Here is an 18792-nt window from a genome sequence, read left to right on the forward strand (position 1 = left end):
GAGCCGGTCCTCCGGCTCCCCGCGCCGCGGCGTTCGTCGTCCGCCCGGCTCAGCGCGAGGCGCGCAGCTCCGGCAGCTGGATCAGCTCGGTCTCGTCCTCCGGCGTCAGGTCCACCACGGTCGGCCCGTCCTGCTGCGACCCGTCCGACTGCGCCCGCTCGGCCGCCTGCGGCTCCCGCGCCTCCCCCCGCACCGCGGCCGACTCCGCCGCCCGGGCCTCGGCCTCGGCCTTAGCAGCCACCGCCTCGTCGCCCACCACGTCCGCCAGGTCCGTCCGCTCCCCCAGCTCGGCGACGCTGCCCACCGCCGGCGCCGGGGCCGCCGGGCGCACCGGCGCGCCCGAACCGCGACCGAAGAAGCTGAAGCCCTGCCCGCGCACCTGCCCGGACTGCACCGGCCGCGGTCGGTGCCGCTCCGCCGGTACGGGCGCCGCGGCCGGAACGGCCTGCGTCCCGCCGAGCTGACCGACCGTCGCCGTCAGCGCCGGGCGCACCGGCGCGGGCCGCACCGGCGACTCCGCCTCCGGCGCGGGGGCCGGCGCGGGGGCCGGGGCGGGCACCGCGGGCGCCACCGGGGCGGGCACCGACGAGGGTGCGGCCACCGGTGCGGCCTGGGCGACCGGGGCGGTGCGCGCCCGCAGCGCGACCTCGGCACCCGCCGTACGGGCCCGCCGCTCCTCCTGCTCGGCCGCGCGGCGCTCCAGCAGCCGCAGCACGGCCGCCGCGCGCACGTACGCGGCCGGACTGGCCGGGTACTTGGGACGGCTCGCGGCGAGCGCCCGCTGGGCCGCCTCGGCCTCCTTGAGCGCCTGCTCGGCCACCGTCACGGCCCGCTCCCGCAGCAGCCGGGCGATCTCGGTCTCCGCCTTCGCCAGGCGCGACTTCTCCGCCGTCAGCCGCCGCCCGAACCGGGTGGCCCGCTCCTCGGCGACCTCCGCCGCGTACTCGGCCTCCGCCAGCTGCTCCTCGAACCGCTCCTCGGCCCGCATGCGCTGCGCCGCGGACATCTCGGCGGCCGCCCGGGCCGCCTTGTCCCGCTGACGCAGCAACAGCGCGAAGCCGAGCGTCGCGATCAGCGCCGCGATGCCCACCGAGCGCACCAGGATGGTGTCCTGACTGAAAAGCAGAGCGGCCAGAGCGGCTACCAGCAGTACGCCGGCGGCGGTGGGGGGAAACACCCGGCCGAGGACGGAGGAATGACGGTGGCGTCCGCGAGACATGCCAAGAAACTAGCGTGCGAATTGGGGCTCTGTCAGCCCAGGGTCCCCTTCCGCCCTTGACAGGGGGCGGTTTTTACCGCACGTGCCCGGGTTTTCACTCAAGATCACGAAAAGGGACCTGCTCAGCGGTGGGAAGCCGCCGGACCACTAGGACCGTCGTGGTTCTCCGGCAACTTGCAGACGTGCTGGAGCCAGAGCGCCGCGGCGATCACCGCGACCCCCGCCAGCACCGCGAACCCGGCCGTGACGGCCTGGTCCTTGCGGGCCGACACGTCCAGCTCCCCCAGCAGGTAGATCCCGGCGCCCGCGTAGATGCCGGTGACCACCGCCGAGACCAGCGCGCTGGCCTGCCCCAGCACCAGCGCCCGGGCCGCCAGCAGCGGGTCGACGCCCTTGGCGCCGGGCTGGCGCTCGCGCACCGCCTTCAGCCGGGACCGCAGCGACAGCGCGGTCGCCAGCAGGATCACCGCCACCGCCGCCAGCACCACCGGCGCCGCGCCCGGCACCGCCGGCAGCGTGTCCAGGGAGGCCCACAGCTTGGAGCCGGCCCAGGACAGCGCCGTCGTGGCGGCGGTGATGCCGATCAGCAGACGGAGGCGAAGCAGCTTCACTCGGAGGAGGTCCTTCCCGGGGTACCAGAACGGCCGGCCGCCCGGTGACCCGGCGGGGCGGCGCCAGGCCACCGTACCGGGCCCGGCCGGGCGGACACCCGCGCGAACGGCGGACACCTACTGGTACGGCCGGGCCCCCGGTCGAGTTCCCCGACCAACGACCCCGGGGACTACTCCGGCAGCGTCAGCCGGATGTCCTCGCGGCGGATCACGCCCTGCGCGCCCGGGCCGCCGAGCGCGTCCAGCAGCACGTCGACCCGCCCGCGCCCGGGCACCTCGGCCTCCGGCTGCGCGTCCAGCCAGGGGGCCAGCACGAAGGCCCGCTCGTGCGAGCGGGGGTGCGGCAGCAGCAGCTGCGGGTCGTCGCTGACCTCGCCCTCGTAGGCCAGGATGTCGACGTCCAGGGTGCGCGGGCCCCAGTGCACGGTCCGCACCCGCCCGAAGGCGTCCTCGATCGCGTTGCCGCGCTCCAGCAGGTCCCGCGGGGGGAGCGAGGTCCGCAGCACGACGACCGCGTTGTAGTAGTTGGGCTGTTCCTCGGGGCCGCCGACGGCCTCGGTCTCGTAGACCGCGGAGACGGCCTTGATCTTCAGCCCCGGGGTGTCGGCGAGCGCGTCGACGGCGCCCTGCAGAGTGTCCAGCCGGTTGCCCAGGTTGCTGCCGAGCGCGATCACCGCGCAGCGCTGGCTGTGCAGGGTGGTGTCGGCGGAGTCCACCCGGCTCTCCAGGTCGAACGCGTTCGGCGTGGCGGTCGGGTCGCTGGTGCTCATGCGCCCGCCTCGTTTCGCTCGGCAGAGGCATTCGCCCGTGCGTGCCTCTTGGTCATTCGCTCGCTTCGCTCACTCATCGGGGATAGTCCTCTACATCGAGTACCGGGCGCGCAGCGGCAGTCATGCGCGGCCCCGGTGGATGGTCACGGTCACGTCGTCGAACGGCACGGTGATCGGGGCGTCCGGCTTGTGCACGGTGACCTCGACCTCCTCGACCGCTTCGTGCTTGAGGCACTGGTCGGCGATGCGCTGGGCCAGGGTCTCGATCAGGTCGACCGGCTCCCCGGCGATGATCGCGGTGACCTCCTCGGCCACGATGCCGTAGTGCGCCGTGCGGGTGAGGTCGTCTCCGGACGCGGCGGGGCGGGTGTCCAGGTACAGCACGAGGTCGACCACGAAGGTCTGGCCCTCGACGCGCTCGCGCTCGAAGACGCCGTGGTGGCCCCGGGCTCGCAGCCCCCGCAGGGTGACGCGGTCCAGCAAACGAATCACTGCTCCCAGTCGGACGGGCCCCACCCGGAGAAAGGCATGGACGGGCAGGGCGAAGGCGGGCAGCACGCCCGCCACTCCGTTTCGAATCTACCCGTGAGCACGGACAACGCCTGACCGTCCTACCCGGCAGGAAACGACGCCACGCGCACCTGAACGGCGATTGACGTGAACGTTCGGTGACCACTCGGGAATTCCCCGGAGGCGCACCGCCACCGCATTTGCGCAGTTGCCGGAATCAGTCCTCGTCGTCCTCGTCGCCGCTGGTCAGAACGGGTGAACCGTGGTGGGACCAGAGCTTCCACCCGGCCGGGGTACGACGGAACAGATTGGTCGACACGACCTTTCCGCCGACCAGCGGTCCGAGTTCGCCCTCCTCCTCCGCCTCGCCGCCGGACAGGATGTTCTCGGTGCACGTGACAAGGGCCACATCACCGTGGACCTCGGCCTCGACGTCGGTCAGGAAGAACTGGATGTACTCCGTGTTCATCATGATCAGCATGTACGAACGGGTCACCTGGGCCCGTCCGCGCAGCACCGGCCAGCCGGGGTGCACGCACACCACGCCGCCCTTGTCGTCGGCGTCCGCGGCCCCCAGCCAGGCCTCCTCGACCGCCTCCAGGTCCCCCCGTTCCAGCGCCTCGTAGAGTGCCCGGTTCGCCGCCAGCACGGCCTCCAGGTCCGCCTCGCGGGCCCGTCCGGCCGTGCCACCGCTCAACCTGCCGTCACCTGTCACAGACCCTCCCTCACCCCAACCGCGCCGCGCGCTGCCATGCCGCGACCACCCGGACGGCGTCCGCCGTGCCGGACACGTCGTGCACCCGCACCGCCCAGGCTCCGGCCCGGGCCGACAGCACCGACACCGCGGCCGTCGCGTCGTCGCGCTCCCGGGCCGGGCGCAGTTCCCCGGTTGCCGGGTCGGCGAGCAGCGTACCCAGGAACCGCTTGCGCGAAGCGGCCACGAGGACGGGACGGCCGAGCGCGGTGAGCGCGTCCAGCCGTCCGAGCAGCGCCCAGTTGTGCTCGGGGGTCTTGGCGAAGCCGAGCCCCGGGTCGAGGATCAGCTGGTCCTCCTTGACCCCGGCGGCCAGCAGCGCGTCCACCCGGTCGGTCAGCTCGGCGACGACGTCCCGCACCACGTCGTCGTAGACGGCGAGCCGCTGCATGTCGGCGGACTGCCCGCGCCAGTGCATCACCACGAAGGGCGCTCCGGTCTCGGCGACCACCCGGGCCATCGCCGGGTCCGCCAGCCCGCCGGAGACGTCGTTGACGACCACCGCGCCGGCCTCCACGGCCCGCTCGGCGACCGAGGCCCGCATGGTGTCGACGGAGACCATCACGCCGGCGTCGGCGAGCTCGCGCACCACCGGGACCACCCGGCGCAGCTCCTCCTCCTCGGGCACCCGCTGCGAGCCGGGCCGGGTGGACTCGCCACCGACGTCCACCAGGTCCGCGCCGCGGGCGCGCAGGGCCAGCCCGTGCGCGATCGCCTTGGCGGGGTCGTGCCAGAGCCCGCCGTCGGAGAAGGAGTCGGGCGTGACGTTGACCACGCCCATGACGGCGCAGCGTTCCAGTCGCGGCAGACCGGCCGGGAGGGAGAAGGACGGCGAATCGCTCATGCTGTCCATTATCGAACGCGCCGAAAACGAACGGAGCCCCCGCCGGGGAATCCCGGCGGGGGCGCTGTCCGGAGCACCGGAGCCGCTCAGGCGGCCTCGGTGACCTCGCGGGTCGACGGGACCGGCATCAGGCCCTGGCGCTGGCGCCTGCGGCCGAAGCGCGGCATGCCGAGGGTGATGAAGGCCTCCGCCTGCATCGCGGCGAAGCCGATCCGCGGCAGGTCCCGGGTGTTCGGGAAGACCAGGAAGCGCGGCTCCCACTCGGGCTGGAACTTGGCGTTGAACTTGTACAGCGACTCGATCTGGAACCAGCGCGACAGGAACACCAGCAGTCCGCGCCAGGCGCGCAGCACCGGGCCCGCGCCGATCCGCTCGCCGCGGGCCAGTGCCGAGCGGAACATCGCGAAGTTGAGCGACACCCGGCGGACGCCCAGCGCGGGCACCGCCTGCAGGGCGGCGACGATCAGCAGCTCGTTCAGGCCGGGGTCGGCGGCGCGGTCGCGGCGCATCAGCTCCAGCGAGATGCCGTCCGGCCCCCAGGGCACGAAGTGCAGCACGGCCTTCAGGTCGTCGCCGCCCTCGCCCTCCTCCGGCTCCTTGTGGGCGGTGACCACCACGCAGTCGTCGTCCAGCGGGTCGCCGAAGCGGCCCAGCGCCATCGAGAAGCCTCGCTCGGTGTCGGTCCCGCGCCAGCGGGCGGCGGCGTCGGCGATCCGGTACTTCTCCTCGGCGGTGAGCTCGGAGACCCGGCGCACCTTGCAGGAGTAGCCGTTGCGCTCGATGCGCTTGACCATCTGCCGGACGTTGCGCATGGCGCGGCCGGCGAGCGAGAAGGCGGCGGTGTCGACGATCGCCTCGTCGCCCAGCTCCAGCGCGTCCAGGCCCGCCTCCCGGGTCCAGACCTCGCCGCCGACCTCGCTGCAGCCCATCACGGCCGGCACCCAGGCGTGCTCGCGCGCCTCGGTCATGAACACCTTGATCGCGCCCGGCCAGGCCTCGACGTCGCCGACCGGGTCGCCGGAGGCCAGCATCACGCCGGAGACCACCCGGTAGGAGATCGCGGCCTTGCCGGTGGGCGAGAACAGCACGCTCTTGTCGCGGCGCAGCGCGAAGTAGCCCAGCGAGTCGCGCTCGCCGTGCCGCGCCAGCAGCGCGCGGACCTTCTCCTCGTCCTCCTCGGTGAGCTCGGGCTTGGGCTTGCCCGGGCGCAGCGCCAGGTAGGCGGTGGTGAAGGCGGTCAGCAGGCCCAGCCCGCCCAGCAGGTAGGCGACCAGGTCGGACATCCGGATGTTGGTGTAGCGGACCGGGCCCTCGAAGCCGAACAGCCCGTACCCGACGTGCTCCAGGCGCTCGGCCAGGCCCGGGTGCCCGATCTCGTACTTGGACCGGGTGCTCACGATCAGCAGGCCGAGCAGCACGCTGAGGACGCCCATGACGACCAGGTTGGCCACCGCCCGCCAGCGGGTGCGCGGGTCGGCCTTGGCGTAGAACTCGCGCCGGTGCAGCAGCATCACCGCGAGGACCGCCAGCGACACGACCGCCGGACCGATCTGGTGCCACCGCACGATGTGCAGCGCCGCGCTGACCGGCAGCAGCACGCAGACCACCCGCCAGGCCCGCCGCTTGCGCCGGCGCAGCGCGTGGGCGAGCGGCACCAGCAGGATGCCGACCATCAGCGTGCCGACCGCGGCCAGGCTGGTGGTGCCGCCGGGCAGCTGCCCGGCGAAGCTGTGCACCCTGGTGTGCCGGAGCTTGGGGAACACCGCGCTGGCGATGTCCAGCAGCCCGATCAGCAGACAGGCGTAGCCGACCGCGCCCGGGAGCCAGGCCCTCGGCACAGCGGCTGCCTGGGTACGCAGCGTCTGCAGGCCGCGGCGACGGCGCGGCGGCTGCTCGGGGCTCGGCTCAACGGACACGGGAACGCTCATGGAAGCTCAGCGTAGAGGCTGCGGTGCGGTGTCCGGTCACTCCGGGGGAGGACGCGTGATGGACCTTCATGCCTATTCCTTCATCAGGCAATGCGCATACCAAGGATCCGGAAACGGTCGGTAAACCGGGGCCGTGGACACGCTGCGGGGTTGAGCCGGTGGCGGGAGTCGGGGGAACGCCGCAGCGTGGCGCGGCAGGACCCCCCGGGACGCGTTACGTACGGTGGACGCCGCATTCTAGGGTGCCGGTTGCCTGCGACTTCCCCCGCCCTCCCGGCCCCCTCCCGGGCGCCCGGACAGCCTAGCTGCGGTGGCCCCACCTGACGGGCCGCCAGACGATGAGCCTGCCCCGACAGTGTCCCACCGGAAGGCCGACCGCATGGAACTGACCAGCGACGCACTGATGAACTCGCTGCTCGCACTCGGAACCGCGGCCCTGGTCACCACCCTGTGGGTCTGGCCCCGGCTGGGCCGGCAGCGGCCGCTGCCGGTGCTCGGCCGGATCGGCCTGCTGACGGTCGTTCAAGTGTCGATCGTGGCCGTGCTCGCGCTGTCGGTGAACAACTCGTTCGGGTTCTACACCTCCTGGGACGACCTGCTCGGCCACAGCGGCGCCAAGCTCGCGCTGACCAGCAACGAGAACCACAAGGGCGGCACCCCGGTCGCCGACGCGCTGATCCAGCCGACCACCGAGGGCGGACTGGAGACCGTCACCAACCTGCCGAAGGGCACCCCCGAGGAGGTCGGCAAGGTCGAGTCGGTCCAGGTCAGCGGCAAGGAGACGGGTTTCTCCGACCAGATGTTCGTCTACCTGCCGCCCGAGTACTTCGACCCGAAGTTCGCCCTGGTCCGCTTTCCCGTCCTGCTGGCCATCGCCGGCTACCCGGGCACGGCACTGAACCTGGTCAAGGACCTGTCCCTCCCGCAGACCGCGTACGAGCTGCAGCGCTCCGGCAAGATGCCGCCGACCGTCGTGGTGATGGTCCGCCCCGGCGTGGTCCCGTCCCGGGACACCGAGTGCGTGGACGTCCCCGGCGGGCCGCGCACCGAGGCCTGGTTCGCCAAGGACGTGCCCGAGGCCGTCCTCGCCACCTACCGGGTCGGCCGCACCGCCGGCTCCTGGGCCACCTTCGGCTACTCCACCGGGGGCAGCTGCGCGCTGCGCCTGGCGATGCGCTTCCCGAACGTCTTCGGCAGCGCGGCCAGCCTGCACGGCGACTTCACCGTGCGCCAGGACGGCTACACCGGCGGCGACCTCTTCAGCGGCGACAAGGCGCTGGCCCAGCAGCACGACCTCGGCTGGCGCCTGCAGAACCTGCCGGTGCCGCCGCTCAACGTGCTGGTGGTGTCCACCCGCAAGGAGTCGGACTACCCGCAGACCGTCCAGTTCGTCGACCAGGCCACCCAGGTCGCGGCGGCCAACCCGCAGTTCAAGGTCGACTCGCTCTACCTGGACGACGGCGGGCACAACATCGACAGCTGGATCAAGGAGCTGCCGGCCTCGCTCGAATGGCTGGGCACCCACCTCGGCTAGCGCGTGTGAGTGATTACCCGCCGGTCGGACCGTCCGGCCGACGGCTCGGGGGAACGTATCGCGGCCGTCCGCCCGCCGCCCTCGGCGGGCGCCACCCCGGATCCGCGCAGGAGGCGCCTTGCTGAGCACCCGATCCCTCTTCGACGAGATCTACCGGAACGACCAGGCGTACCAGCTCTTCTGCAGCATCGCGGCGGGCGGCGAGGACCAGGGCGGCTGGGAGAACGAGCGGATCACCACACTCACCCGCGACCCGGTCCTGGCCCCGAAGGTCGCCCGGCACGGCGCGGACGAGCGCAAGCACGGCCGGATCTTCACCCAGCTGCTGAACAAGCGCGGCCTGCCCAAGGTGCCCGTCCCGGACGAGGCCGACTACTGCATGCTGCTGGAGCGCCAGGGCGTCGGTCTCTCCCACGAACGGCTGAACAGCAACGTCCCGCTGACCGACCGCGAGATCATCACCTACCTCGCGCACAGCCGGGTCACCGAGCAGCGCGCCGCCGAGCAGATGCGCCAGCTGGTCAAGGTGTACGCGGACAACCCCGAGATCGGCCGGGCGATGCGGATGATCTCCGCCGACGAGGACAACCACCTCGCGTACTGCCACGAGGAGCTGCTGCGGCTGCGGGCCGAGGGCCACGGCCCCTACATCCGGCACACCCTGGAGACCAGCGCCCGCGGCGAGATCCGCACCCACCGGGACGTCGGCCTGGCGGTCACCGCCCGGATGGCCCGGATCCTGCGCTGGCCGCGCTGGCAGCTGGCCGTGGTCACCCTCGGGGTGCACGCGCTCTACCTGTACGACCGCGCCTACGGCTGGCGCCGGATGGTCACGCTGCGGATGCCCGAGCGCCGCAACGCACTGGGCACCCCGGCTCCGCCGCACGCGGAGCACGAAGTGCCCTGAGCCGTTCGCCCTCCGGCGCCGTCCGGCTACCGGCCGATGATGAGGCTCATCGCCTCGGCCCGGGTGGCCGGGTCGCGCAGCTGGCCGCGCACGCACGAGGTGATGGTCTTGGCGCCGGGCTTGCGGATGCCTCGCATCGACATGCACATGTGCTCGCACTCGACCACGACGATCGCCCCGCGCGGCTCCAGGATGCGCATCAGCGCGTCGGCCACCTGGCTGGTCAACCGCTCCTGCACCTGCGGGCGGCGGGCGTAGACGTCGACCAGCCGGGCGAGCTTGGACAGCCCGGTGATCTTGCCGCTGGTGGACGGGATGTACCCGACGTGCGCCACGCCGCGGAACGGCACCAGGTGGTGCTCGCAGACCGAGGTCAGCTCGATGTCCTTGACCAGCACCATCTCGTCGTGGCCGAGGTCGAAGGTCGTCGTCAGGACCTCCTCCGGCTCCTGCCACAGGCCCGCGAATATCTCCTTGTAGGCGCGCGCGACCCGGGCCGGGGTCTCCAGCAGGCCCTCGCGGTCCGGGTCCTCCCCCACGGCGAGCAGCAGCTCGCGAATGGCGTTCTCGGCCCGCTTCTGGTCGAAGGTCCCGACGGCGGGCGGACCGTCGAGCGTCACCGGGTCGATCATGCGGGCCTCGCTTACATGTGGGGAAGACTCTGGCTGAACAGCACGGATGCCGCGCCTCCAGGGTACAAACCCTGGTGACGCGGCATCCATTCCCTACGGGACCGGGATCAGCCCTCGACCGGCGGCTCGGCCGCCGGCAGCGGCGGGAGCTTCACGACGTCGACCGGAGCGGCCTCCCCGGCGGCGGCGCCGTTGGTGAGCGCCAGCTCCTTCGGGGACTGCACCGGCGGCCGGGTGGACGGCGTACGACGGGTGGAACCCGTCCACGCCGGCCGGGCCGGACGCTTGACGATCGGGGCGAAGACCTCGGCGATCTGCTCCTTGTTCAGGGTCTCCTTCTCCAGGAGCTCCAGCACCAGGTTGTCGAGCACGTCGCGGTTCTCGACCAGGATCTCCCAGGCCTCGTTGTGCGCGCTCTCGATGAGCTTCTTGACCTCTTCGTCGACCAGCGCGGCGACCTCTTCCGAGTAGTCGCGCTGGTGGCCCATCTCACGGCCCAGGAACGGCTCCGAGTTGTCGGACCCGAACTTGATCGCGCCCAGACGCTCGGTCATGCCGTACTGGGTGACCATGGCCCGCGCCGTGGCGGTGGCCTTCTCGATGTCGTTCGAGGCACCGGTGGTCGGGTCGTGGAAGACCAGCTCCTCCGCCGCGCGCCCGCCCAGCATGTAGGCCAGCTGGTCGAGCATCTCGTTGCGGGTGGTGGAGTACTTGTCCTCGTCCGGCAGCACCATGGTGTAGCCGAGGGCCCGGCCGCGGGACAGGATGGTGATCTTGTGCACCGGGTCGCTGTACTGGCAGGCCGCCGCGACCAGGGCGTGACCGCCCTCGTGGTACGCGGTGATCTTCTTCTCCTTGTCGGACATGATCCGCGTGCGCTTCTGCGGACCCGCCACGACGCGGTCGATCGCCTCGTCCAGGATGCCGTTGTCGATCAGCTTCTTGTCCGAACGGGCGGTCAGCAGCGCCGCCTCGTTGAGGACGTTCGACAGGTCGGCACCGGTGAAGCCGGGGGTGCGCTTGGCGACGGCCGACAGGTCGACGTCGGGCGCGATCGGCTTGCCCTTCTGGTGCACCTTGAGGATGTCCAGCCGGCCCTGGAGGTCGGGGCGCTCCACCGCGATCTGGCGGTCGAAGCGGCCCGGGCGCAGCAGCGCCGGGTCCAGGATGTCGGGGCGGTTGGTCGCGGCGATCAGGATCACGCCGCCCTTGACGTCGAAGCCGTCCATCTCGACCAGCAGCTGGTTGAGGGTCTGCTCGCGCTCGTCGTGGCCGCCGCCGAGACCCGCACCGCGGTGCCGGCCGACGGCGTCGATCTCGTCGACGAAGACGATCGCCGGGGCGTTCGCCTTGGCCTGCTCGAAGAGGTCGCGGACGCGGCTGGCGCCGACACCGACGAACATCTCGACGAAGTCCGAGCCGGAGATGGAGTAGAACGGCACCCCGGCCTCGCCCGCGACGGCACGCGCCAGCAGGGTCTTGCCGGTACCGGGCGGGCCGTAGAGCAGCACACCCTTGGGGATCTTGGCGCCGACGGCCTGGAACTTGGCCGGCTCCTGCAGGAACTCCTTGATCTCGTGGAGCTCCTCGACCGCCTCGTCCGCGCCTGCGACGTCGGAGAAGGTGGTCTTCGGGGTGTCCTTGGTGAGCAGCTTGGCCTTGGACTTGCCGAACTGCATGACGCGGGAACCGCCGCCCTGCATCTGGTTCATCAGGAACAGGAAGACCAGGACGATGATCACGATCGGCAGCATCGACAGCAGCAGGCTGACGAAGGTGCTCTGCTTCTCCGGGCTGACGGTGTAGCCCTCGGCGAGCGTGCTCGCGTCCTTGTCGTTGATCTGGGCCTGCAGCTTGTCGGCGATCGCGACACCCTGGTCGCCGATGTACGAGGCCTGGAACTTGGTACCGGACGGGGTCTTGCCCGTACCGGCGGTGGGCAGCGTTGCGCCGTCCTTCAGCTGGATCTTGATCGTGTTCGAGTCACCGGTGGTGATCTGCGCCGACTTGACGTTGTGCGCGTCGATCGCCGCGACGACCTGGCCGGTGTCCACCGTCTTGTAGCCGTTCGAGTCCGAAACGACCTGCATCAAGACGATGACGGCGAGGACGGCCAGCACGATCCACATGATCGGCGCACGGAAGTATCGCTTGACGTCCATCCATGCGGGGCGTTGCCGCCCCGTCCCTCCTGCCACTCAACGGCGCCGGGTGGCTGTGGGCCGCGGCGCATCCGAATCGGTGCTCATGTGAAGAGCGGTTTATTGGACCGTACCGCAGTCGGACCCACCCATGGCGGGAGCGCGGCGACACGGCTGTGGTTCTTTGGTCCCCCCGGTCCAACGGGCGGGAACAACCTACTGTTCCCGCCCATAACCCGAACGGGCCCTCAGCCGCCGTAGACGTGCGGGGCGAGGGTGCCGATGAAGGGGAGGTTACGCAGCTTCTCCGCGTAGTCCAGGCCGTAGCCGACCACGAACTCGTTCGGAATGTCGAAACCGACGTACTTCACGTCGATCTCGACCTTGGCCGCGTCCGGCTTGCGCAGCAGGGTGCAGACCTCCAGCGAGGCCGGGCCGCGCGACCCCAGGTTGCCCAGCAGCCAGGACAGCGTCAGACCGGAGTCGATGATGTCCTCGACGATCAGGACGTCACGGCCGGCGATGTCGGTGTCCAGGTCCTTCAGGATCCGCACCACGCCGGAGGACTTGGTGCCCATCCCGTACGAGGAGACGGCCATCCAGTCCATGGTGACCTGCGAGTGCAGGGCGCGGGCGAGGTCGGCCATGACCATCACGGCACCCTTGAGGACACCGACGATCAGCAGGTCCTTGCCTGCGTAGTCCCGGTCGATGCGCTCGGCAAGCTCCAGGAGCTTGGCGTCGATCTCGTCCTTGCTGATGAGCACCTTCGCGAGGTCAGCGCCCATGTCGTTCTGGTCCACCGGGGATACGTCCTCAAACGTTCGGGGTCTGTGTGGCCGGCGGCCGGCTCCCCCAGGGGCGTGCCTCGCCCGTCAGTCACCCTGCCGCCGGAAGACCAGCGTGCCACACCTGCGGGTGGCCTCGACGCCCCCGGGTAGGTGCAGCGGCCCCTGGCCCCGCCATCCGGTGACCAGCAGGTCGATCGTCTCCAGGTGCCGGGCGAACAGGTCCCCGGCCGGACAGCCCGCCCGCAGCGCGGCCCGGCGCAGCACCCGGCGCCGGACGGCCGGCGGGAGTTCGGCCAGTTTGACGGCGTCCAGGGTGCCTTCGCCCGTACGGAGGTCGCGTTCGGCCAGAGAGGCCCACTGGTCGAGGGCGTCGGCGTCGTCGCGGAACAGCCGGGCGGTGCGGGCCAGCGCCTCGACCACGCCGCCGCCCAGGTGCTTCTCCAGCACCGGCAGCACCTCGTGGCGGACCCGGGAGCGGGTGTAGGCGGGATCACAGTTGTGCGGGTCGTCCCAGACCGGGATCGACTGCGCGGAGCAGGCCTGCCGGGTGGCGGCCCGGTCCAGTTCCAGCAGGGGGCGGCGGTAGCGGCCCTTCTGGGCCGGCATCCCGGCCAGCGAGCGGGCGCCCGAACCGCGGGCCAGGCCCAGCAGCACGGTCTCGGCCTGGTCGTCCCGGGTGTGGCCGAGCAGCACGGCGATCGCGCCGTGACGCTCGGCGGCCTCGTCCAGGGCCGCGTAGCGGGCGTCCCGGGCGGCGGCCTCCGGGCCGCCGGCGCGGCCGACCCGGACCGGGACCGCCTCGACCGGGTCGAGGCCGAGCGAGCGCAGCCGGTCGGCCACCTGGTCGGCGCGCTCGGCGGAGCCTGGCTGCAGGCCGTGGTCGACGGTGACGGCGCCGACCCGCAGGCCGATCTTGGGAGCCTCGAAGGCGGTGGCGATGGCCAGCGCCATGGAGTCCGCACCGCCGCTGACGGCGACCAGGACCAGCGGCGAGCCGGGCGCGGCCGGGGTGCGGGGCAACCCGGACGGGTGGCGAGCGGCGTTGCCGATCAGCGTGGTGCCGACGGCGGCACCCACCAGCGGCGCCACGGCGGGGCGCTCGCGGGGCTCGCGCACGGGCGCGGTGAAGGTGGAACCGGCCTCGGCGGCGAGGTCGGTGAGCGTGCGGCGAACGGCCAGGCGTATCGCGGCGACGGCGGGGTGAGGGCCCACGGCGGACGACTCCTCGACGGAGGGGACAGGACTGCGGCGGGCGGCGGGGACCGCGCACCTGCATGAGCACCCTGTTACCGGGCGCTCACAGATGGTGGCAGAAAGTCGCGACCCGCTACGCCACCCGCGCCACCGGTACGACCACCGTCCCACGTTCGGGTGAATGAAGAAACGCTTCTTCACTCGCCATCTGCCCGATTGGACCACTCGTACGAGCGGGTTTGACCGCCGCGCGCCGCTTGCCGTCCGGCTCGCGGCGCGGCGGCGTCCCGGCCGGCCCGCTCGTGACGCTCAGCGGGCCACCCGGGCCACCCAGGCGGCCGGGTCGTGGATCTCCTCCTTGGTCGGAAGGGTGTTCGGGGACGTCCACACCCGGTTGAACCCCTCCATGCCGACCTGCTCCACCACCCCGCGCACGAACACCGCGCCGTCCTGGTACTGGCGCAGCTTGGCGTCCATGCCCAGCAGCCGGCGCAGCAGCAGGTCGAGCCGGTTCGCACCACGGTCCCGGCGCTGCTGGAACTTCTCCCGGATCTCCGCGACCGTCGGCACCACCGCCGGGCCGACACCGTCCATCACCACGTCCGCGTGGCCCTCCAGCAGCGACATCACGGCCGTCAGCCGGCCGAGGATCTCGCGCTGCGCGGGCGACTGGACGATCTCCATCAGGTTCGACGAGGAGGCGCCCTCCCGGCCGCCCACGCCCGGCAGCCCGCCGAACGAACCCGCGGCGTCGCGCAGCCGGTCCAGCAGCGCGCCCGGGTCGACGTCCGTCTCGGTGAGGAAGGACTGCACCTCCGACTGGATGTGGTCGCGCAGCCACGGCACCGCGGTGAACTGCGTCCGGTGCGTCTCCTCGTGCAGGCAGACCCAGAGCCGGAAGTCGGACGGGTCGACGTCCAGCTCCCGCTCGACGTGCACGATGTTCGGCGCCACCAGCAGCAGCCGGCCCGGCCCGGGGCCCTCCGGCCCCAGCCGCGGCTTGTCGAACAGCGCCGCCGGGCTGTCCGGCGCCTCCAGCGAGGGCTCGGCCGGGGCGAAGGTCTCGTACTGGCCCAGCACCTTGGTCGCCAGGAACGCCAGCAGCGCCCCGACCTCGATGCCGGTCGCCTTCTCCCCCACCGTGCCGAACACCCCGGCCGTCGCGCTGTTCGCGCGGCGGGCCTGCAGCTTCTCCACCAGCGGCTGGACGACCGTGCGGAAGCCCGCCACGTTGGCCCGCACCCACCCGGGGCGGTCCACCACCAGGACCGGCGTCGCCGCGGCCCGCGCCAGGCTCGACGACCGCATGCCGGTGAACGCCCGTACGTGCTCCTCCGCCTCCAGGGCGTGCCGGCGCAGCTCGGCGACCACCGCCGCGGCTTCCGCCCGGCTCACCTCCGGCCCCGGCCGCACCAGTCTGGTCGCAGTTGCGACCGCGAGGTTCCAGTCGACCATGTCAGCACCGCCACTCGCGCTCGTCATGCCCTCACCGTACGTGCTCCCCACCACCAACGGCAGCCACCTGCCCGGAACACCCCTCCCCGACACCGCCTCCCCGCGCCGGTCCAGGCCCAGCGGGCACACCGGCCCCACGGCGGCCCGGATTCGGCGGCCCGTTTCACCGGTCCGTTCCACCGGTCCGAGCAGCGCCGGGGAAGGCGCGCCGGAGCCGCGCACGGGCGGTGCGGGCGGGTCAGTGGCAGCCGCAGGCGGCGAGGTGGGCGGCGATGCGGTCCATCGCCGCCCGGGCGGTGTCGACGGGCGCGGGAGTGCGGGTCATCACGGCGAAGGCGAGGAGCCGGCCGTCGGCGTCGACGACGGTGCCGGCGAGGGTGTTGACGCCCCTGAGGGTGCCGGTCTTGGCGCGGATCAGGCCGGCCGCGCCGGCGGCGCCGGAGCCACTGCCGTAGCGCTTGCCGAGGGTGCCGGTGAAACCGGCGACCGGGAGGCCGGTGAGGACCGGCCGCAGCGCGGGGTGCTGCTCGGAGGCGGCCAGGGAGAGGAGGCGGACCAGGACGGCGGGCGGTATCGCGTTGTCCGGGTGCAGGCCGCTGCCGTCGTCGAGGACCACGCCCGTCATCGGCACGCCGAGCCGGGCGAGCTCCTGGGTGACGGCGGCGGCCGCCCCCTCGAAGCTGGCCGGCTGATGGGCGGCGAGGGCGACCTGACGGGCGATCGCCTCGGCGAGCTGGTTGTCGGAGGTGGTCAGCAGGCGCTCGACCAGCCGGTCGACCGTGGGCGAGTCGACCCGGCCGAGGACGGGCGCGTCGACGGCGGCCGGGGCGGCGGCGGGCCTGGCCCTGCCCTCCACCGTGACGCCCTGGGCCCTGAGCAGGGCGGCGAAGGCCTCGGCGGCGGCGCCGGCCGGGTCGGCGACGCGGTCGGGCGCCTCCTCGCGGCTCCTCGGGTCCGCCTTGGCCTCGTCCACCATCAGCGGGACGACCAGGGCGATGTTCTGCGCGTCGTGGTTCCGGTGCTGCGGGTTGCCGCTGTACAGCGACAGGTCGTAGTCCAGCTTGACGGTGGTGGTGCCGGCGGCGGCGAGGGCGGCGGCGGTCTGCCGGGCGAGGGCGTCCAGCGAGGCGGGGGCGGTGTCGGCGTCGGCGGGCTGGCCGCCGATCTGCACCTGGTCGGCGGGCAGTGCGGTGAGCGTCGGGTCGCCGCCGCCGACCAGGGTGACCGTGCCGGGTTCCGCGCCTCGGACCACCCGGGTGGTCAGTCGGGCGTCGCCGGGGATCAGGGACAGGGCCGCGACCGAGGTGGCCAGTTTGGTGGTGGAGGCGGGCGTGGCCGGGGCGTTCTCCCCGGAGCCGTACAGGAGTTGACCGCCGGCGGCGTCCGCGACGGCGAAGGTGACCTCGCCGAGGTTCCGGTCGGCGAGCGCGGCGGCGAGCGCCTGCTGCAGGCCCTGCGTGCTGGGGGCCGCGGCCTCCGGACCGGCCGCGGCGGCGGCCAGGACGGCGCCCGGCACGGGGCCCGGTCGCGCGGCCGCCGCGTCACCGCCGCCGGTGGCGGGCGCGGAGGCCGGCGCGGAGGCGGGCGATCCGGACCGGCGGCCGGGCGTGGCACTCCGGCCTTCGCCGGACCCGGGCCCGGCGCCGACCTTCCCGTGGTCGCCCTTCCTGCCGTCGTGCCCGTCCCCGCTGTCGCGCTCGTCGTCCTCGCCGTGCCCGGCGCTGTGCCCGCCCGGGACCGGGGACGGCTGGGCGTACGCACCGCTCGCGGTCAGGACCGTCCCGGCGACCAGGACCGCCGCCCCGAACAGCCCCGCGGCCGTCCCCCTGCGGCGGCGAGCCGCCCCTCCCCCAGCGCCCACCGACCGGCCCCTTTCCCGAGCACTCACTCCCGTAGGAGACACTTGGATTCTGTCAGTCCCTACCTTGGAGGAACCGTTGGAATTCGACGTCCTTATCGAAATCCCGAAGGGCTCTCGTAACAAGTACGAGGTCGACCACGAGACCGGCCGTCTGCGGCTCGACCGGATGCTCTTCACCTCGACCCGTTACCCGGCGGACTACGGCTACGTCGAGGGCACGCTCGGCGAGGACGGCGACCCGCTGGACGCCCTGGTCATCCTGGACGAGCCGACCTTCCCGGGTTGCCTCATCAAGTGCCGCGCCATCGGCATGTTCCACATGACCGACGAGGCCGGCGGCGACGACAAGCTGCTCTGCGTCCCGGCGACCGACCCGCGCTGGGAGCACCTGCGGGACATCCACCACGTGTCGGAGTTCGACCGCCTGGAGATCCAGCACTTCTTCGAGGTCTACAAGGACCTGGAGCCCGGCAAGTCCGTCGAGGGCGCCAACTGGGTCGGCCGCTCCGAGGCCGAGGCCGAGGTCACCGCTTCGATCAAGCGTCTGGCGGACCAGGGCGGTCACTGAGCCGTCGTTCCGATCTCGTTCGATCAGGGCAGTTCGAGGTAGGTCGGGACAGCACGGGGCCGGGGTTCACGGATTCGTCCGCGGACCCCGGCCCCTGTCGCACCCGGGGCCGGGTCGCAACCGGGCCCGGGACCCCCTCGCGGAACGGGTTGCCGACAGACTGTCGACAACCCGAGAGGTCAGGTTAGGCTAACCAATATGACGGGGTCGAAGCCGACCCGGCCGCAGCCGATCCCTGGAGGCCGCATGCCCGCGCCCGAGACCCTCCCGTTCTCCACCGCGCTCCGCACCGCCAGCAGCGAGGAGCATGAGGCCGCCGAACACTCCTCGTTCATGAGCCGCCTGCTCGGCGGACAGCTCGGGATCGAGGCGTACGCCGACCTCACCGGCCAACTCTGGTACGTCTACCGGGCCCTGGAGAGCCGGACCGAGCAGCTCGCCGCACACCCCCTGGCCGGGCCCTTCGTCGACCGGTCGCTGCTGCGCACCGCCGCCATCGAGCACGACCTGGTGCACCTGCGCGGCCCCGACTGGCGGGACGGCCTGGCCCCGCTCCCGGCCACCGCCGCGTACGTCGCACGGGTCGAGGAGCTGGCCACCGGGTGGCCGGCCGGGTACATCGCGCACCACTACACCCGCTACCTCGGCGACCTGTCGGGCGGCCAGATCATCCGGGGCATCGCGGAGAAGACCTGGGGTTTCGCGCGCAAGGGCGACGGCGTGCGGTTCTACGTCTTCGAGGAGGTCGACAACCCGGCCGCCTTCAAGCGCGAGTACCGGGCCAGGCTGGACACGGCAGGGGCCGCGATGGACGAGGTCGAGCGGCGCCGGGTGGTCGAGGAGTGCAAGCGGGCCTTCGTGCTCAACGGAGCGGTCTTCCGTGACCTCGACACCCGCTACCCACTGAGCGCGTAGCCGCTTCCACGCGTTCCACGCGACAACGGGGTCGGCCCCGGCGAGCGACCGCCCGCCGATGCCGACCCCTGACACATCCTCAGACCCTTTGGGCACCAAGGCGGTTGCGTACCGGCACGACGGCACTGCCGCCGACCGGCAGCAGACCCGCCGCGGTG

The 18792-nt window shown here is 72.6% G+C and carries 17 protein-coding genes; 4 read left to right on the forward strand and 13 right to left on the reverse strand.

The window, feature by feature from the left end:
• Positions 1-49: 49 nt before the first annotated feature.
• The 7 genes from ACFV04_RS16135 to ACFV04_RS16165 all read right to left on the reverse strand — a co-directional run bounded on the left by ACFV04_RS16135 (position 50) and on the right by ACFV04_RS16165 (position 6636).
• Positions 50-1219, reverse strand: coding sequence for a hypothetical protein (locus ACFV04_RS16135; protein WP_380349033.1), 1170 nt, complete (start codon positions 1217-1219; stop codon positions 50-52).
• Between the two features lie 122 nt (positions 1220-1341).
• Positions 1342-1830: a DUF3180 domain-containing protein gene (locus ACFV04_RS16140; RefSeq protein ID WP_380349034.1), complete on the reverse strand. Its 489-nt coding sequence runs from the start codon at positions 1828-1830 to the stop codon at positions 1342-1344.
• A gap of 170 nt (positions 1831-2000) precedes the next feature.
• Positions 2001-2600, reverse strand: coding sequence for a 2-amino-4-hydroxy-6-hydroxymethyldihydropteridine diphosphokinase (folK, locus tag ACFV04_RS16145; protein ID WP_360264092.1), 600 nt, complete (start codon positions 2598-2600; stop codon positions 2001-2003).
• Between the two features lie 120 nt (positions 2601-2720).
• Positions 2721-3080 carry a dihydroneopterin aldolase gene (folB, locus tag ACFV04_RS16150; protein WP_030059580.1) on the reverse strand — a complete coding sequence of 120 codons (360 nt, stop codon included), beginning with the start codon at positions 3078-3080 and terminating at the stop codon, positions 2721-2723.
• Between the two features lie 247 nt (positions 3081-3327).
• The gene (locus ACFV04_RS16155; RefSeq protein ID WP_360264090.1) at positions 3328-3807 is read right to left on the reverse strand and encodes a nuclear transport factor 2 family protein; all 480 of its coding nucleotides are present in this window, start codon (positions 3805-3807) and stop codon (positions 3328-3330) included.
• Positions 3808-3835: 28 nt separating this feature from the next.
• Positions 3836-4708, reverse strand: coding sequence for a dihydropteroate synthase (gene folP / locus ACFV04_RS16160; protein WP_380349036.1), 873 nt, complete (start codon positions 4706-4708; stop codon positions 3836-3838).
• A gap of 86 nt (positions 4709-4794) precedes the next feature.
• Positions 4795-6636, reverse strand: coding sequence for a phosphatidylglycerol lysyltransferase domain-containing protein (locus ACFV04_RS16165; RefSeq protein WP_380349038.1), 1842 nt, complete (start codon positions 6634-6636; stop codon positions 4795-4797).
• Positions 6637-7015: 379 nt separating this feature from the next.
• Between ACFV04_RS16165 and ACFV04_RS16170 the strand changes: the two genes are divergently transcribed.
• Both ACFV04_RS16170 and ACFV04_RS16175 read left to right on the forward strand, forming a co-directional pair.
• Positions 7016-8170, forward strand: coding sequence for an alpha/beta hydrolase (locus ACFV04_RS16170; RefSeq protein WP_380349040.1), 1155 nt, complete (start codon positions 7016-7018; stop codon positions 8168-8170).
• 118 nt (positions 8171-8288) lie between these two features.
• Positions 8289-9077 (forward strand): ferritin-like domain-containing protein, encoded by a 789-nt coding sequence (locus ACFV04_RS16175; RefSeq protein ID WP_380529618.1) that lies wholly within the window; start codon positions 8289-8291, stop codon positions 9075-9077.
• A gap of 26 nt (positions 9078-9103) precedes the next feature.
• On the opposite strand, the gene folE is transcribed toward ACFV04_RS16175, so the two are convergent.
• The 6 genes from folE to dacB all read right to left on the reverse strand — a co-directional run bounded on the left by folE (position 9104) and on the right by dacB (position 17151).
• Positions 9104-9709, reverse strand: a complete 606-nt coding sequence (gene folE / locus ACFV04_RS16180) for a GTP cyclohydrolase I FolE (protein WP_329883966.1) — start codon at positions 9707-9709, stop codon at positions 9104-9106.
• Between the two features lie 107 nt (positions 9710-9816).
• A complete protein-coding gene (gene ftsH, locus ACFV04_RS16185; protein ID WP_360264076.1) occupies positions 9817-11871 on the reverse strand; it encodes an ATP-dependent zinc metalloprotease FtsH in 2055 nt (684 codons plus the stop codon).
• A 227-nt stretch (positions 11872-12098) separates the two neighbouring features.
• On the reverse strand, positions 12099-12653 hold the full coding sequence (gene hpt / locus ACFV04_RS16190; protein WP_030059589.1) for a hypoxanthine phosphoribosyltransferase: 555 nt from the start codon (positions 12651-12653) through the stop codon (positions 12099-12101).
• Between the two features lie 72 nt (positions 12654-12725).
• Positions 12726-13853, reverse strand: a complete 1128-nt coding sequence (tilS, locus tag ACFV04_RS16195) for a tRNA lysidine(34) synthetase TilS (protein ID WP_380349045.1) — start codon at positions 13851-13853, stop codon at positions 12726-12728.
• 291 nt (positions 13854-14144) lie between these two features.
• Positions 14145-15317 carry a zinc-dependent metalloprotease gene (locus ACFV04_RS16200; protein ID WP_360264071.1) on the reverse strand — a complete coding sequence of 391 codons (1173 nt, stop codon included), beginning with the start codon at positions 15315-15317 and terminating at the stop codon, positions 14145-14147.
• Between the two features lie 211 nt (positions 15318-15528).
• The gene (gene dacB / locus ACFV04_RS16205) at positions 15529-17151 is read right to left on the reverse strand and encodes a D-alanyl-D-alanine carboxypeptidase/D-alanyl-D-alanine-endopeptidase (protein ID WP_380529621.1); all 1623 of its coding nucleotides are present in this window, start codon (positions 17149-17151) and stop codon (positions 15529-15531) included.
• Between the two features lie 76 nt (positions 17152-17227).
• On the opposite strand from dacB, the gene ACFV04_RS16210 reads away from it, so the two are divergent.
• Complete coding sequence (locus ACFV04_RS16210) at positions 17228-17719, forward strand: inorganic diphosphatase (protein WP_360264066.1); 492 nt, start codon at positions 17228-17230, stop codon at positions 17717-17719.
• A gap of 246 nt (positions 17720-17965) precedes the next feature.
• Entirely contained in the window at positions 17966-18634 is a 669-nt protein-coding gene (locus ACFV04_RS16215) for a heme oxygenase (biliverdin-producing) (RefSeq protein WP_380529623.1), read from the forward strand.
• The last annotated feature ends 158 nt before the right edge of the window (positions 18635-18792 follow it).

The organism is Kitasatospora sp. NPDC059599, from assembly GCF_042735125.1.
In the GTDB taxonomy this organism is placed as follows: domain Bacteria; phylum Actinomycetota; class Actinomycetes; order Streptomycetales; family Streptomycetaceae; genus Kitasatospora.

Coding starts and splice junctions, on each gene's coding strand:
- ACFV04_RS16135 (WP_380349033.1), bottom strand. CDS start 1,219: ATGTCTCGCGGACGCCACCGTCATTCCTCCGTCCTCGGCCGGGTGTTT.
- folK (WP_360264092.1), bottom strand. CDS start 2,600: ATGAGCACCAGCGACCCGACCGCCACGCCGAACGCGTTCGACCTGGAG.
- folP (WP_380349036.1), bottom strand. CDS start 4,708: ATGAGCGATTCGCCGTCCTTCTCCCTCCCGGCCGGTCTGCCGCGACTG.
- ACFV04_RS16165 (WP_380349038.1), bottom strand. CDS start 6,636: ATGAGCGTTCCCGTGTCCGTTGAGCCGAGCCCCGAGCAGCCGCCGCGC.
- ACFV04_RS16170 (WP_380349040.1), top strand. CDS start 7,016: ATGGAACTGACCAGCGACGCACTGATGAACTCGCTGCTCGCACTCGGA.
- folE (WP_329883966.1), bottom strand. CDS start 9,709: ATGATCGACCCGGTGACGCTCGACGGTCCGCCCGCCGTCGGGACCTTC.
- ftsH (WP_360264076.1), bottom strand. CDS start 11,871: ATGGACGTCAAGCGATACTTCCGTGCGCCGATCATGTGGATCGTGCTG.
- ACFV04_RS16200 (WP_360264071.1), bottom strand. CDS start 15,317: ATGACGAGCGCGAGTGGCGGTGCTGACATGGTCGACTGGAACCTCGCG.
- ACFV04_RS16215 (WP_380529623.1), top strand. CDS start 17,966: ATGCCCGCGCCCGAGACCCTCCCGTTCTCCACCGCGCTCCGCACCGCC.